Source organism: Variovorax sp. ISS6 (assembly GCF_056523145.1).
This window is the reverse complement of record NZ_JAWRZC010000002.1, coordinates 1,630,132-1,643,729: the sequence shown is the minus strand read 5'-3', so window position 1 is coordinate 1,643,729 and position 13,598 is coordinate 1,630,132. Positions and strand designations below refer to the sequence as shown.

Here is a 13,598-nt window from a genome sequence, read left to right as displayed (position 1 = left end):
GTGGTGGTTCAAATGCCGAGGTAGGTGGCGCGCAGGTGGCCGTCGGCCAGCAGCTCCCGGCCGCTGCCCGACAGGGCGATGCGGCCGTTCTCCAGCACGTGGCCGTGGTCCGCCATCTGCAGCACCTTGAAGACGTTCTGCTCGATCACGAGCACCGTGACGCCGAGGTCGCGAATGCGCCGGATCGACTCGAAGAGCCGGTCGACCATGATGGGCGCCAGGCCCAGCGAAGGTTCGTCCAGCGCCAGCAGCCGCGGCTTGGCCATCAGCGCGCGGCCGACCGCCACCATCTGCTGCTGGCCGCCCGACAGCGTGTTGGCCGCGAGCTTCTGGCGCTCTTCCAGGATCGGGAACAGCGCGAAGACTTCCTTCAAGGTCTGGTCGCGGACCTCGCGCGCACGTGCGTTGTGCGCGCCGATCAGCAGGTTCTCGCGGATCGACATGCCGCCGAACAGCTGCTTGCCTTCGGGCGACTGCACGAAGCCCTGCCTGACCACTTCGTAGGGGGCCAGGCCCTGCAGCGGCGAGCCTTCGAGCCGGATCTCGCCGGCCTGCGGCTTGATCAGGCCGGAGATGGTGCGCAGCAGCGTGGTCTTTCCTGCGCCGTTGGCGCCGATCAACGCGACGAGCTGGCCCGGGGCGATGGACAGGTCCAGCCCGCGCAGCACCGACACGTCGCCATAGCCGGCCACGAGGCCCCGGATCTCAAGCGCCGGCGTCGACATAGTCTTCTCCAAAGTAGGCCTTGAGCACCGCGTCCTGGCGCACCACGTCGGCCGGCAGCCCGTCGGCGATCAGTTCGCCCAGGTTCATCACGATCACGCGGTCGGACAGGCCCATGATCACTTTCATCACGTGTTCGATGATCAGAACCGTGACCCCGCGGTCGCGCACCTTCTTGATCAGCTCCACCATCACCATGGCTTCCTGCGGTGTCGCGCCGGCCACCACCTCGTCCATCAGCAGCAGGCTGGGTTCGGTGGATAGCGCACGGCCCAGTTCGACCTTGCGTCGCTCGAATGCGGTGAGGTTGTCGGCATCCGTGGAGGCCAGGGCCGACATGCCGAGGAAGTCCAGCAGTTCGTCGGCCTTGCTCAGGCTGCGCGCGCGGTCGCGCGTCTTGACCAGGCTGCCCACGACGAGGTTCTCGCGCGCCGTCATGCCGCCGAAGGGCTTGGACAGCTGGAAGGTGCGCGCCAGCCCCGCGGCACAGACGTCCCAGGGCTTGCGGCCGCTGATCTTCCGCCCGTCGAGCTCGATCTCGCCCTCGTCCACGCCGACGAAGCCGGCGATCATGTTGAAGGCCGTGGTCTTGCCGGCGCCGTTCGGGCCCAGCAGCCCCAGGATCTCGCCGCGCCGCAACTGGAAGGACAGGCCCTTCACGGCCTGCACGCCGCCGTAGCGCTTGGAAATGCCGCGCACCGAGAGCAGGATGTCGGAACCCGTGCTCATCGCGTGCTCCTGCCGCGCAGCAGCCAGGTCCCCAGCCGCTTGATCGGATCCCACAGGCCCTTGGGCAGGTACAGCACGGCCAGGATCAGGACCAGCCCGTAGATCACGAGGTGCAGCCCGATGAACTGGCCGCCCAGGTAGCCGCGCGTCACCTCGGCGAGCGGCGCCAGGAACGCGGCGCCCACCAGCGGACCGAACACCGTGCCCTGGCCGCCGATGATGGCCATCAGCGCCATGTCGATGGACAACTCGGTGCCCATGTTGCGCTCCGGGTTGATGAAGCGGATGAACTGCGCGTAGAAGCTGCCGCCGAGTGCCGTCATGAACGCGCTCAGTGCATACGCGCTCAGCGTGTAGCGAGTGGGATTGATGCCCAGCGATTCGGCGGCATCGCGATCACCGCGGATGGCCTTCAGGCACACGCCGAGCCGGCTGCGTTCCATCAGCCACGTCATGGCCGTGATCACCACCACCAGCACGAGGATGATGTAGTAGTACGGCACCTTGCTCTCGAACTGGAACAGGCTCCAGTCGGTGCCGACCAGCGGAACGCGCAGGCCTTCGGCACCCTTGAGCGAGATGCCCATCACCAGGTCGGTGTTCTCGACCCAGATGCGCACGATCTCGGCCACGGCGATGGTGGTCAGCGCGAAGTACGGCCCGCGCAGGCGCATGGTCGGGTAGCCGATGACCACGGCCAGCAGCGCCGCCAGCGCACCGCCGACCAGCATGCCGAGCCACGGCGACAGGCCGAGGCCGGTGAGCAGCAGCACCGAGCAGTAGCCGCCCACGCCGCTGAACACGGAGTGGCCGAACGAGATCTGCCCCACGTAGCCGCACATCAGGTTCCAGGCACTGGCCAGGTAGGCGAAGTACAGCACCATGATGGCGCTGTGCAGGAAGAACTCGTCGTGCACGGCCAGCGGCAGCGCGAATCCGGCGAGCAGCAACCCCGCCAGGGCGATCCTGGCGACATGGACGCCGCGGGCCGCGGCCGGTCGAACCGAACCTGCCAGCGCGGAGGGAATGGCGGACATCAGACGCCTCCCTTCTTGCCCATCAGCCCCTGCGGCCGCAGCAGCAGGATCACGATGAACAGGCCCAGCGAGAAGATCGCGGCCGTGGGCGTGGCGACGAACTGCGAGGCCACCGACTCGAAGAGGCCGATCACGACACCGCCGACCAGCGAACCGGCGATGCTGCCGATGCCGCCGAGCACCACGACGATGAAGCTCTTGATGCCGAAGGCCAGCCCGACCTGCGGCGTCACCGGGATGAAGGGCGCGATCAGGCAGCCCATCACGGCCACGGTGGCGCAGCCGAGGCCGAAGGTCAGGTTGTAGATGCGGGCCACGTCGATGCCCGACATGGCGGCCGCGTCGCGGTTCGAGGCCGTGGCGCGCACCGCCCGTCCCAGGTCGGTGCGGCCCAGCCACAGCGACAGGCCCAGCGCCATCAACAGCGGCACGGCGGCGGACACCAGGCGCAGCGTGTTGATCGGGAACTCGCCGAGCATGATCGTCTGCACGGCGATGCCGGAGCTGGCCGAGCGGACGTTGGGGCCGAAGGCCATCAGCGCCAGGTTGTCGATCAGGATGTAGACGCCGGCCGTCAGCAGCAGCGCGCTGATGGGCTCGACCACCAGGGCACGCTCGCGCCGCACCAGCGGGGCGATCACCAGTGCCTGCACCGCATAACCCAGCGCGAACATGGCCGGCGCCGCCACGGCGATGCTCAGGTAGGGATCGAGCCCCAGGCGCTGCTGCAGCCAGAAGGCCGTGTACATCGCCAGCATCAGGAACGAGCCATGCGCGAAGTTGACGATGCGCATGACGCCGAAGATCAGGCTCAGGCCGAGGGCGATGCCGCCCAGCATCGCGCCGACCAGGATGCCGTTGATGGCGGCATAGCCAAGTACAAACCAGTCCATGGGAAGACCTCAGGAGATGTCGGACGAACTTCTCCGCGCACGCGCTCCCCGCCCTGTCTCGAGCCAGGGAGGCGCGCAGGAGAACGAGGGGCTCAGTTGTTCGCGCGCTGCGCCCAGCCGGGAACGGGCCAGACGGGCTTGGTGCCCGCCGCCCGGTTGGCCAGCGGCCACACCGTGCGGCGCTTGCCATCGATGTTCTCGGAGATGACGCCGTGGGCGAAGGTGTTCTGGCCCTGCTCGTCGAACTTGATGCGCTGGTAGCCGGGGAACAGCGCGGGCCCGGCGCTGATGTCCGTCGCGGACAGCGCATCCCGCAGCGCCTGGCGCTCGGCGCTCTTGCCGCGCTCGAGTGCATCGGCGATCACGTAGACCGCCGACAGGCCCTGCGAGACGTAGGCGCTCATGCCGTAGCCGAGCAGTTCGCGCGTGCGCTTGTCCGCCGCGTGCAGCAACGGATCCTTGTTCACTTCGAGCGCGTCGACCTGCCAGTCCTCCTGCACGAAGTAGTAGGCCACCGACTTCGGTGCGACCGTCGCGTAGAAGCTCGGGTCCTCGGTGCCGCCCCCCGCCGAATGCACGCCGAACGGAAGGTCCAGCCGCTGTTCGGCCAGCTGCCGCGTGAAGAGCAACTGGTCGGGCGTGTACAGCGCGAGGATCAGTGCGTCGGGCTTGGCGGCGCGGATCTTCAGCAGCTGCGAGGTGAAGTCGACCTGGTTCGGCGGCGCGGGCTCGTCGAGCACGATCTCCAGCCCGTACGAGGCCGCCATCTTGCGCACGTTGGCGACATGCGAGCGGCCCCAATCGCCGCCTTCATAGAACAGCGCCACGCGCTTGACCGACTTGCCGGTCTCCTTCGCGAGGAGCGCCATGGCCTCGAGCTGCTCCCGCGCATCGTAGGTGGCCTTGTTGTTGATGCGGAACACGTACTTGAAATTGCGCTCGGTGATCTCGTCCTTGACCGCACCCACGGCAACCCAGGGGGTCTTGTTGCGCTCGGCCAGCTCGGTGGCGGGGAAGGTGACGGCGCTGTTGAACGCGCCGCACAGCACCGCGACGTTCTCGCGCTGGATCAGCCGCTCGGTTTCCGAGACCCCCACATCGGCCTTGGATTGCGAGTCGCCGAAGAGGGCCTGCAGCTTGGCGCCGCCCAGCGACTTGATGCCACCGGCCGCGTTGACTTGCTCCACGGCCGCGATGACGCCGGCGCGCGTCTGGTTTCCAACGGCGGCCGACCCACCGCTGAGCGGGAGTACGCAACCCAGTTTGACCGTGGTCTGAGCCACGGCGGTTCCGGCCAGGCCGAGGCCCAGTGCCATCGCCATCAGCCATTGGCGACGGCCCGTCGATTGCCTTGAAAGTCCACTCATGCTTGTCTCCGCTTTGTGTTGATCGCGTGCAGAGTGTGGACATCCGGCCAGGCTTCACCGGCGGAAAAGCGGTGCATCGTTCACTATGTGAACATGTCAGAAACCCTGAGTCGCCGGCGGCACGGTCGATCGCACCATCGCGCCATGCGCATCGACTCAACGGTTCCCCAAGGCTTCTTACCCTCCGACCTCGACGAGGGATTTCTCGTGCACGTGGGCCCGCTCTACATGCGGCCGCATCGCAAGGAGTCGCGCGAGTTCGTGCTGGCGTTGCGGGCGGGCGCGCAGCATGCGAACCGCTATGGCGTGGTGCACGGCGGCCTGCTGGCCACGCTGGCGGACACGGCCATCGGCGCCAACCTCGCGCGCACGGGCGCCGGCTCGTCGGTCGACACCACGCTGACCGTCAACCTGACGCTGAACTACATCGCGGGGGCGCAGGTCGGCGACTGGATCGAAGCGCGTGTGAGGCTCGTCAAGGAACGGGGGCGTGTCCGCTTCGGCGAATGCGACGTGGTCTGCGGCGAGAAGCTGCTGGCGCAGGCCAGCGCTTCGTTCTATGTGCCGGCGCCGCGCTGACGCCAGGCGCCCGGCGGACTCACCCCTCCTCGACGAACGCCTCCTCCCGCTTCGAGCGTACCGCCGGCGACAGCACGATCACCAGCAGCAGCGCCGCGCCGATCAGCAGCCCGGCCGAGATCGGCCGCGTCGCGAACACGCTCCAGTCGCCACGCGACAGCAGCAGCGCGCGCCGCAGGTTCTCTTCCATCATCGGCCCGAGGATCAGGCCCAGCAGCAGCGGCGCGGGCTCGCAGCCCAACTTCAGGAAGGCGTAGCCGACGATGCCGAAGAAGCCCACCATCCAGACGTCGAAGGTGTTGTTGTTGGTCGAGTACACGCCGATCGCGCAGAACAGCACGATGGCCGGGAACAGCCAGCGGTAGGGGATCGACAGCAGCTTGATCCAGATGCCGATCATCGGCAGGTTCAACACGATCAGCATCAGGTTGCCGATCCACATCGAGGCGATCAGCCCCCAGAACAGTTCGGGGTTGCTGGTCATGACCTGCGGGCCGGGCTGGATGTTGTGGATCGTCATCGCGCCCACCATCAGCGCCATCACCGGGTTGCCCGGGATGCCGAGCGTCAGGAGCGGAATGAACGAGGTCTGGGCACCGGCATTGTTGGCCGACTCGGGGCCGGCCACGCCGCGGATATTGCCCTTGCCGAAGGGAATCTCGCCCGGCTTGAGGCTGAGCTTCTTCTCGAGCGTGTAGGAAGCGAAGGCCGACAGCAGCGAGCCGCCGCCGGGCAGGATGCCCAGCGAGCAGCCGAGCGCCGTGCCGCGCAGCACGGCCGGAAACATGTTGCGGAAGTCTTCCTTGGTGGGCATGAGGCCGTGCAGCTTCGCCGTGAAGACCTCGCGCTCCTCCTCGGGTTGCGAGAGGTTCGCGATGATCTCGCCGTAGCCGAAGATGCCCATCGCGATGGCGATGAAGCTGATGCCGTCGGTGAGCTCGGGAATGTCGAAGCTGAAGCGCGCCACGCCCGAGTTCACGTCGGTGCCCACCAGGCCCAGCAGCAAACCCAGCATGATCATGCAGATGGCCTTGATCAGCGAGCCCGAGGCCAGCACCACCGCGCCGATCAGGCCCAGCACCATCAGCGAGAAGTACTCGGCCGGGCCGAACTTGAAGGCCAGCTCGGTCAACGGCGGCGCGAAAGCGGCCAGGATCAGCGTGCCGACGCAGCCCGCGAAGAACGAGCCCAGGCCGGCCGCGGCGAGCGCGGGCCCTCCCCGGCCCTGCCTGGCCATCTGGTGACCGTCGATCACGGTCACGACCGAGGAGGACTCCCCTGGCAGGTTCACGAGGATCGCGGTGGTCGAGCCGCCGTACTGCGACCCGTAGTAGATGCCCGCCAGCATGATGAGCGCGGCCACGGGCGGCAGCGCGTAGGTCGCGGGCAGCAGCATCGCGATGGTCGCGACGGGGCCGATGCCGGGCAGCACGCCGATCAGCGTGCCGAGCAGGCAGCCGATGAAGGCGTAGACCAGGTTCTGCAGCGTGAAGGCCGCCGCGAAGCCGATGGAGAGGTTGTTGATCAGGTCCATGGCGTTTGCCCTCAGCCGCTGATGAAGGTGGGCCAGACCTGGAACTGCAGGCTCAGGCCGACGATGAAGGTGAGGTAGCTGCCGATCGCGAGGATGGTGCCGAGGATCAGCGCGGTGCGCATCGAGAAGCGCGGCCCCGCGACGCTCGCGACGGCGACCAGCGCGTAGATCGCCGCGATCAGGCCCATGGCCGGCACGCCCCAGGTCGGCAGGCCGCCGAGCAGCACGCCGAACACCAGGTTGGCGCCGATGATCAGCAGCAGCGGCTTCCAGGCGATGCGGCCGACCGGCTCGCCGCCGGCCGCGCCGAAACGCAGCGAGCCCGCGAGCACGACGGCACCGCCGATCGCCAGCAGGATCCCCAGCACGAGCGGGAAGTAACCCGGGCCCATGCGCGCCCCGCTGCCGATGGTGTAGTTGGTGGCACCGATCGCGAAGGCCGCGCCGACGCAGATGAACATGATTCCAGACAGAAAGTCCTTCTGGCTCTTGATCTTCATGGATGAGGAGGAGGGAACGCCGCGACCTTCCGCGCCGAAGGACGCGGGTGGGGCGAAGCGGGGGTGTTGTCGACAACGGACGCCGGGGCGTTCGCGCGGAAGAACCGGTCGCCGGCTCGTGGTCAGCTTCCGATCAGTTGCATCATGCTATGACATGTTTTATGTCACAGCATGAGTGATTACCCTCTGGGCCCGTGCAACGGCTGATACATTGCGGTCTCCTTCGCCGATCCCGCCCATGCCGACTTCCTCCAGCCCGCTCCAGAAGCAGCGCTTCGAAGCCCTCTCCGATTTCCGCTACACGCTGCGCAGCTTCCTGCGCTTCAGCGAGGACGCCGCGCGCGAGGAAGGCATCACCGCGCTGCAATACCAGCTGCTGCTGCACACGCAGGGCTTTCCGGGCCGCGACTGGGCCTCGATCGGCGAGCTGGCGGAACGCCTGCAGGCGCAGCCGCACGGCGTGGTGGCGCTGGTGTCGCGCTGCGAGGAAGCGGGCCTGGTCGTGCGCAAGCCCAGCGCCGTCGACCGGCGCCAGGTGGAGGTGCACCTGCTGCCCGCGGGCCGCAAGAAGCTCGCGCGGCTCGCGACCGAGCACGCGGGGCAGCTCGCGACCCTGGCCGAGGTGGTGCGGCTGGCGAGCAGCCTGCGCGACTGAGGCCGCGGGCCGCCGTCTTGTAACAGCCGGCATCGTGCGCGGGCCGGTCGTTAAAATCCGCGACTTTCCTTCAATCCCCTCTTTCGCATCCACCATGCTCCTTCGCTTCCCCGCACGCTCCGCCCTCCTCCTGTGTTCGCTGCTTGCCACCGCCGCCGTGCGGGCCGAACCCGCCGACGCGATGGAGATGGCCGAACGCTATGCGGATGCGGAGCACTGCATGGAGCGGATCATCGGCAAGCGCTGGGAGATGCGCTATGGCGTGGAGCTCGCGCGCAACCAGTGGGGCGCGCTCGAGCCCACGGGCCGCTCGATGGACAGCGCGCCGCAGGCGATCCGCATGGCCGACATGAGCTGCCGGCGCGAACTCAGCATCGAGCGCCAGCCGCGGCCCTGAGCCGCGCGCCCCGCGTTCAATCAAGGCAGGTAGACGGACCAGCCGGCCTGCGTGCCCTGCGCCCCCGGCGCATGCGACCACAGCAGCATGGCACGCGGTGAATCGGGCGCCAACCAGGCGATCGGCGCGAAGTGCTCGCCGACGTTCGAGGCAGCGATCTGCGTGACCGCGCCCCACGCGAGCGTGTCGTGCCGGAACTGCCGCGCATGGATCCTGAGGCCCACGCCCGTGCCGTTGCCCAGCACGTTCTCGGTATAGGCCCAGGTCAGCAGCGCATCGCCGCGCGCGTTCATGCGCAGGTCGAAGCTGCTCATGTCGACGAAGCCGTTGCTGCCCGCGGCGCGCGGGTCCAGCTGCTGCGGCGCGCTCCAGGCCTGGGTCGCTGCCGAGAAGCGGCTGCCGTGGATCGGCGCGTTGTTCATCGGCAGGTTGGCGCCCACGCAGGTGCCGCAGGGCCACGCGAGGATCGCGTTGCCGGCATCGTCGGCCACCAGCTTCGGCGCGACGTAGGCCCCGAGGCGGCCGGCCGTGACGAAACCGTGCGGCGTCCAGCGCGTATCGGCCGGGCCGAGGCTGTAGACGTCGATCTCCTGTCCCTGGCTGTTGCTGTCCACGGGCACGGCCTGCCAGGCGCGGCCCGTGCCGTCGAGCGCGAACGCGGGGTAGTCGGCTGCATTGGGCCCGGGACCGGACCAGAGCGTCCATTGCTCGGTGGACAACGCATAGCGCGCGGCGCGCACCGTGCCGTCGAGGTGATGCCAGAAGGCCATCGCGTCGCCGCGCGAGTTCACCGCGAGCTGCAGCGGCATGCGATAGGTATCGCGCTCGAGCGACGCGATCGAGCTGCCGAGCGTGCTCGCCGCTTCGAGCAAACCATCGGACAGCCGCAGCCGGCGCACCCGCACCGTGCTGCCCAGGCTGTCGTGCGTGCTGGACCATGCGATCAGCGCCTGGCCGCCCGAGCGCTGCACGCGCGCCTGCTGCCAGGGGAACAGGCCCATGCGTACGCTCTCGCCGAGATCGGCGCCGTCGTCGAGCCGCCGCGCAGCGCTCCAGGCCGTGCCGCCGTGATGGCGCATCCACAGGCGCGGCATGCCGTTGATGATCTCGACCCAGACGGCCACGGCACGGCCCTGGTCGTCGGTGGCGATGCCCACGGGCGCCGCCTGCGCGGCCTCGGCGACCGCCGCGATCGGCTCGGCCGGATCCCAGGCGCCGGACGCCGCGCGGTAGCGCGTGGCCCAGACGTTGCGGCCGCCGTCGCTCAGCAGGGCCCAGGCATCGCCGTTGCCGTAGCCCTGCAGGGCGGCATCGCCGTAGTTCCACGGCGCGGCATCGAAGGGCGCGCGAATCGTCGCGCCCGGGCTCCAGCCCTGGCCGCTCGGCGGCGCGATCACGGTGAGCGTGACGGCCGCGGCGTTGGCATTGCCCGCGCTGTTGCTCACAGCGAGGTCGAGGCTGCTGCCGCTCCAGGCCGCCGGCACGTTGCCGAGCACCAGCGTTGCGCTGCCCGCGCCGCTCACGGTGGCCGGGGTGCCGTTGCAGCTGGCGGCCTGCGCGCCGTCGGCCAGCGGCGTGCCGTTGCGGCGCCACCGGTGCTGGAGCGGCGCGGTGCCGCTCGCGGTAGCGCTCAGGGTCACGCTGGCGCAGGCGACGATCGACAGCCCCGGCGTTGCCGAGATCGCACCCACCGTGGGTGCCTGCGCGGCCGAGGCCACGCGCAGCACGGCCTCGCTCGACACCGCGCGCCCGCCGCTGTTGGTCGCCACCGCGTAGAAGCGCGCGCCATCGTCGGACAGCTGCGTGGCCGGCGTGGTGTAGGTCGCGCCGGTGCCCACCTGTTGGTCGCCGCTCGCCTCCACGCGGAACCACGCGAGGGTCGGCGCGGGCCGGCCGCTGGCGGTGACGGTGAACGAGGCCGTCTGCCCCGCGACCACCGACAGGTCATGCGGCGCCTGCACGATGGCCGGCGCGATCGGCCCGGTGTAGTCGAGCCGCACCACGTCCGAATCGATGCAGTTCAGCGTGAGGCCGCGCGCGTTGCAGACCCGGGCCCTGATCAGCGCGCCATGGTCGGCCGCCTGCACATTCGCCACCGAGAAGCTGGTGCCGGTGCCGACGTTGCGCCAGCTCGCGCCCGCGTCGTCGCTGCGCTGCCACTGCACGAACAGGCTGTCGGGCGCCGTCGCCGCCACGCTGAAGCTCGCCGCCTGGCCGGCGCCCGCCGTTGCATCCGCGGGCTGGCGCGTGATGACCGGTGCCGCCACCGGCACCGGAATCGCCACCGTCACGGCGGCCACGCCGAAGGGATGGGGCCAGCCGTCGTAGACGAAGGCCACGTTGGGCGGATAGCCGCTGCGGTGCATGCAGCTCCAGTCCACGTACAGGCCGCCGGTGCCGTTGAAGCCGTGGTCGAAGGCCACCGGCACGTCGACGCTGCCCGGACCGGCCAACACGCGGCTGGCGATGAAGCTGCGCGTGCCGCGGCCATCGTGGCGCATCAGCCGCAGCGTGATCGGGCCTTCGCACCAGATGCGGTTGGTGCCGGGCTGGTAGGCGATGGCGTTCACCTGCAGGCGCGCGATGCGCGTGCCCGCCTGGTCGATCAGCTTGTACTGCGGCTGGCCCGGCACGGCCTGCGCGGGCAGCAGCGTGTAGCTGCCGAGCAGCGCGCCGCCGAACCACGGCTGGCCGTCGGTGCACTTGTATTCGCAGGCCGCCAGGCCCCACGAGAAATGCGTGCTGAGGAAGCGCACCGCGTTGCCGTCCCGCTTCACCTCGTCGACCGGCAGGCCGATCCACGGCTCGCCGGGCTGGCTCAGCAGCACGGGCGGGCTGCGGTCCGCGGGCAGGCCCGATGCATCGATCGGCAGCCGGATCTCCACCGGCAGGTCGAACTGCTGCCCGTGCGGCGTGAAGGCATAAACGGCCGACAGCCGCTGCGCCTCGGCCGGTACGCCGGGCGCGCCGCTGCCGTCGCGCGCAATGCGCAAGGTGACGCGCTCGCGCAAGGCGCCGGGCGGCACGGTGACGCGCACGCCGTCGGGGCCTTCGACCACGCCGCCCTCGGCGCCGAGCGTGGCGCTACCTTCGGCCGGGGCCGGCGCCGGCGGGACCACCGGCAGGCCGACGCCACCGCCACCGCCGCCACCTCCACCGCAGGCCGCGAGCAGCAGGGCGAGGCCGAGCGCGGTGGCGAAACGGGCGACGCCGCGCCGCGATCGGCGTGCCGGCAGGATGGGGTGCATGGGCTTCTCCTCGTGCAATGGGTGGACCGCGCCCGAAGGCGCCACCCGCAGAAGTTAGAAGCAAGCCGCGCCGGGCAGTGAGTGAAGAAGGTCATGTGGCGGCGGCCTATGCCTTCAGGCAGAGGCCGCTGGCGCGATCGATCACCAGCGCCGACACCAGGTGCCGGGCTTCCACCGGCTTGAACAGCACCGGCAGGCCGCTGGCCTGCAGCGCCTGCAGCCGCAACGGGTCGGTTTCGCCCGTGACCATCAGCACGTGCAGGCCGCCGCCGGCCGCGCGCAAGCGCTGCGCGGCCGCGAGGCCATCCTCGCCGTCGCGCAGCCGCCAGTCGCACAGCGCGGCCTCGAACGGCGCGCCGCCCTCCCCCCGCGCCTCGCGCAGCGCCGCCAGGGCGGCCGCCTCGGTGTCCACGCTCGCGGCCTGCACGCCGAACGCGCGCAGCACCTCGACCATTGCCGCGCGCGCGTCGGCATCGTCGTCGAGCACCAGCTCGCGCCGCGCGAGTTCGCCCTGGCCCAGCGGCGGCAACACGGTCTGCCAGGACTGCGCGGCCGCCGCGGCGCTCGCCTTCATCGGCGGCGCCTCGGCCGCGGGCAGCACCAGCCGGAAGCAGGTGCCACGCCCCTCGCGCGTGCGCAGCACCAGCGGATGCGCGAGCAGCGCCGCGATGCGCTGAACGATCGACAGCCCGACGCCGAGGCCGCGCGAGCGGTCGCGCCCGGCATTGCCGGCCTGGTAGAACTCGTCGAACACGCGCGCGCGATGCTGCTCGGCGATGCCGATGCCGGTGTCGCGCACCTCGAGCCATACCGCGTCGCCGCGCGGCCGGGCGCGCACCACCACGCCGCCGCGCTCGGTGTACTTGAGCGCGTTGTCCACCAGGTTGCCCAGCAGGCGCTGCAGCAGCTGCGCATCGCTGCGCACCCACAGCGGGCTGGAGCGCACGCGCAGCTCCAGCTCGCGCTGGTTGGCGCGCGGCTCGAACAGGTCGAACACGCGCTCGAGCAGGCCCTGCAGCGGCAAGGGCCGCAGCTCAGTGCGGACCACGCCCGCGTCGAGCTGCGAGATGTCGAGCATCGCGTCGAGCGAGCTATCGAGCGTGCGCACCGCGCCCATCAGCCGGCGCGCATTAGCCTGCGCGGGATGGCCGCCCAGTTCGTGCTCGAGCGCGGCGCCGAACAGGCTGATGGCATGCAGCGGCTGGCGCAGGTCGTGGCTGGCGGCCGCGAGGAAGCGCGTCTTGGCGGCGCTCAGTTCGCGCGCGCGGTCGCGCTCCTCGCGCGCCACGTTCGACAGGTGCAGGTTGGCGTCGACCATCTCCATCAGCGCATGCAGGGTGCGCGCGCGGTCGCGCACGCCAGCCAGCAGCAGGAAGTAGGCAAGCCAGGGACCGAAGCCGATCAGCACGTCGATCGGCGTGCCGCGCAGGAACCAGCCCAGCGACATCAGCAGCGTGGGCGGCAGCGAGAGGCTCGCGAAGGCACGCGTGGAACCGGCCACCCCGTCGGCGCCCACCGAGAGCACCAGGATCAGGATCGCCGAGACCGCCAGCGGCGCGAAGTCGTCGCCCGGCGCCATGAACACGAAGGGCAGGATCGCGCCATTGAGCAGCCCGCCCGCGAGGAAGCCGCGCAGCAGCACCGGCAGTGCCGCGGCGCGCGCGGAAGGGCCCAGGCGCTCGATCCGGCGCCCCTGGCGGCAGCGCAGGAAGGTGACGACAGCCAGCGCAGCGAGCCAGCATGGCAGCGACAGCCGCAGCCCGTGGCGGTAGCCGATCACCGCCACCAGCACGAAGCCCGCATAGGAATAGGGCAGGCGCCGCAGGTAGGCCAACACCTGGTCGGCCTGCCGCTCGCGCACGCGCGCCTCGACGCGGGCCTGCCGCGCCGGATCGGCGGCGGGCAGCCCGAGCGTGTCCAGTCCGTCGCCGCCCAC

Annotated in this window: 12 protein-coding genes; 3 read left to right on the top strand and 9 right to left on the bottom strand. The window is 70.2% G+C overall.

Going from position 1 to position 13,598, the window contains the following annotated elements:
* Positions 1-8: 8 nt before the first annotated feature.
* The 5 genes from AC1HIL_RS39305 to AC1HIL_RS39285 all read right to left on the bottom strand — a co-directional run bounded on the left by AC1HIL_RS39305 (position 9) and on the right by AC1HIL_RS39285 (position 4,749).
* A complete protein-coding gene (locus AC1HIL_RS39305; RefSeq protein WP_057593522.1) occupies positions 9-725 on the bottom strand; it encodes an ABC transporter ATP-binding protein in 717 nt (238 codons plus the stop codon).
* Positions 706-1,452, bottom strand: coding sequence for an ABC transporter ATP-binding protein (locus AC1HIL_RS39300; RefSeq protein ID WP_057593521.1), 747 nt, complete (start codon positions 1,450-1,452; stop codon positions 706-708). Before AC1HIL_RS39300 ends, AC1HIL_RS39305 begins: the two co-directional genes overlap by 20 nt.
* Positions 1,449-2,489 (bottom strand): branched-chain amino acid ABC transporter permease, encoded by a 1,041-nt coding sequence (locus tag AC1HIL_RS39295; protein ID WP_082321462.1) that lies wholly within the window; start codon positions 2,487-2,489, stop codon positions 1,449-1,451. Before AC1HIL_RS39295 ends, AC1HIL_RS39300 begins: the two co-directional genes overlap by 4 nt.
* The gene (locus tag AC1HIL_RS39290; RefSeq protein ID WP_057593520.1) at positions 2,489-3,382 is read right to left on the bottom strand and encodes a branched-chain amino acid ABC transporter permease; all 894 of its coding nucleotides are present in this window, start codon (positions 3,380-3,382) and stop codon (positions 2,489-2,491) included. Before AC1HIL_RS39290 ends, AC1HIL_RS39295 begins: the two co-directional genes overlap by 1 nt.
* Before the next feature lie 92 nt (positions 3,383-3,474).
* Positions 3,475-4,749, bottom strand: coding sequence for an ABC transporter substrate-binding protein (locus AC1HIL_RS39285; RefSeq protein WP_208510692.1), 1,275 nt, complete (start codon positions 4,747-4,749; stop codon positions 3,475-3,477).
* A 144-nt stretch (positions 4,750-4,893) separates the two neighbouring features.
* On the opposite strand from AC1HIL_RS39285, the gene AC1HIL_RS39280 reads away from it, so the two are divergent.
* Positions 4,894-5,328: a PaaI family thioesterase gene (locus tag AC1HIL_RS39280; protein ID WP_064262129.1), complete on the top strand. Its 435-nt coding sequence runs from the start codon at positions 4,894-4,896 to the stop codon at positions 5,326-5,328.
* Between the two features lie 19 nt (positions 5,329-5,347).
* On the opposite strand, the gene AC1HIL_RS39275 is transcribed toward AC1HIL_RS39280, so the two are convergent.
* Together AC1HIL_RS39275 and AC1HIL_RS39270 are read right to left on the bottom strand one after the other, a co-directional pair.
* Complete coding sequence (locus AC1HIL_RS39275; protein WP_057593517.1) at positions 5,348-6,862, bottom strand: tripartite tricarboxylate transporter permease; 1,515 nt, start codon at positions 6,860-6,862, stop codon at positions 5,348-5,350.
* A gap of 11 nt (positions 6,863-6,873) precedes the next feature.
* Entirely contained in the window at positions 6,874-7,362 is a 489-nt protein-coding gene (locus AC1HIL_RS39270; RefSeq protein ID WP_057593516.1) for a tripartite tricarboxylate transporter TctB family protein, read from the bottom strand.
* A 238-nt stretch (positions 7,363-7,600) separates the two neighbouring features.
* On the opposite strand from AC1HIL_RS39270, the gene AC1HIL_RS39265 reads away from it, so the two are divergent.
* Both AC1HIL_RS39265 and AC1HIL_RS39260 read left to right on the top strand, forming a co-directional pair.
* Complete coding sequence (locus tag AC1HIL_RS39265; RefSeq protein WP_057593515.1) at positions 7,601-8,017, top strand: MarR family winged helix-turn-helix transcriptional regulator; 417 nt, start codon at positions 7,601-7,603, stop codon at positions 8,015-8,017.
* A gap of 94 nt (positions 8,018-8,111) precedes the next feature.
* A complete protein-coding gene (locus AC1HIL_RS39260; protein WP_057593514.1) occupies positions 8,112-8,414 on the top strand; it encodes a hypothetical protein in 303 nt (100 codons plus the stop codon).
* 20 nt (positions 8,415-8,434) lie between these two features.
* Here AC1HIL_RS39260 and AC1HIL_RS39255 read toward each other — a convergent pair whose 3' ends face one another.
* A complete protein-coding gene (locus AC1HIL_RS39255) occupies positions 8,435-11,662 on the bottom strand; it encodes a hypothetical protein (RefSeq protein WP_479669486.1) in 3,228 nt (1,075 codons plus the stop codon).
* Positions 11,663-11,768: 106 nt separating this feature from the next.
* Positions 11,769-13,598, bottom strand: a complete 1,830-nt coding sequence (locus tag AC1HIL_RS39250; protein ID WP_479669487.1) for a sensor histidine kinase — start codon at positions 13,596-13,598, stop codon at positions 11,769-11,771.

Excerpts from the sequence above, each read along its gene's own strand:
- AC1HIL_RS39265 (WP_057593515.1), top strand. The coding sequence starts at position 7,601 with ATGCCGACTTCCTCCAGCCCGCTCCAGAAGCAGCGCTTCGAAGCCCTC.
- AC1HIL_RS39280 (WP_064262129.1), top strand. The coding sequence starts at position 4,894 with ATGCGCATCGACTCAACGGTTCCCCAAGGCTTCTTACCCTCCGACCTC.
- AC1HIL_RS39285 (WP_208510692.1), bottom strand. The coding sequence starts at position 4,749 with ATGAGTGGACTTTCAAGGCAATCGACGGGCCGTCGCCAATGGCTGATG.
- AC1HIL_RS39270 (WP_057593516.1), bottom strand. The coding sequence starts at position 7,362 with ATGAAGATCAAGAGCCAGAAGGACTTTCTGTCTGGAATCATGTTCATC.
- AC1HIL_RS39295 (WP_082321462.1), bottom strand. The coding sequence starts at position 2,489 with ATGTCCGCCATTCCCTCCGCGCTGGCAGGTTCGGTTCGACCGGCCGCG.
- AC1HIL_RS39275 (WP_057593517.1), bottom strand. The coding sequence starts at position 6,862 with ATGGACCTGATCAACAACCTCTCCATCGGCTTCGCGGCGGCCTTCACG.
- AC1HIL_RS39305 (WP_057593522.1), bottom strand. The coding sequence starts at position 725 with ATGTCGACGCCGGCGCTTGAGATCCGGGGCCTCGTGGCCGGCTATGGC.
- AC1HIL_RS39255 (WP_479669486.1), bottom strand. The coding sequence starts at position 11,662 with ATGCACCCCATCCTGCCGGCACGCCGATCGCGGCGCGGCGTCGCCCGT.
- AC1HIL_RS39300 (WP_057593521.1), bottom strand. The coding sequence starts at position 1,452 with ATGAGCACGGGTTCCGACATCCTGCTCTCGGTGCGCGGCATTTCCAAG.
- AC1HIL_RS39290 (WP_057593520.1), bottom strand. The coding sequence starts at position 3,382 with ATGGACTGGTTTGTACTTGGCTATGCCGCCATCAACGGCATCCTGGTC.
- AC1HIL_RS39260 (WP_057593514.1), top strand. The coding sequence starts at position 8,112 with ATGCTCCTTCGCTTCCCCGCACGCTCCGCCCTCCTCCTGTGTTCGCTG.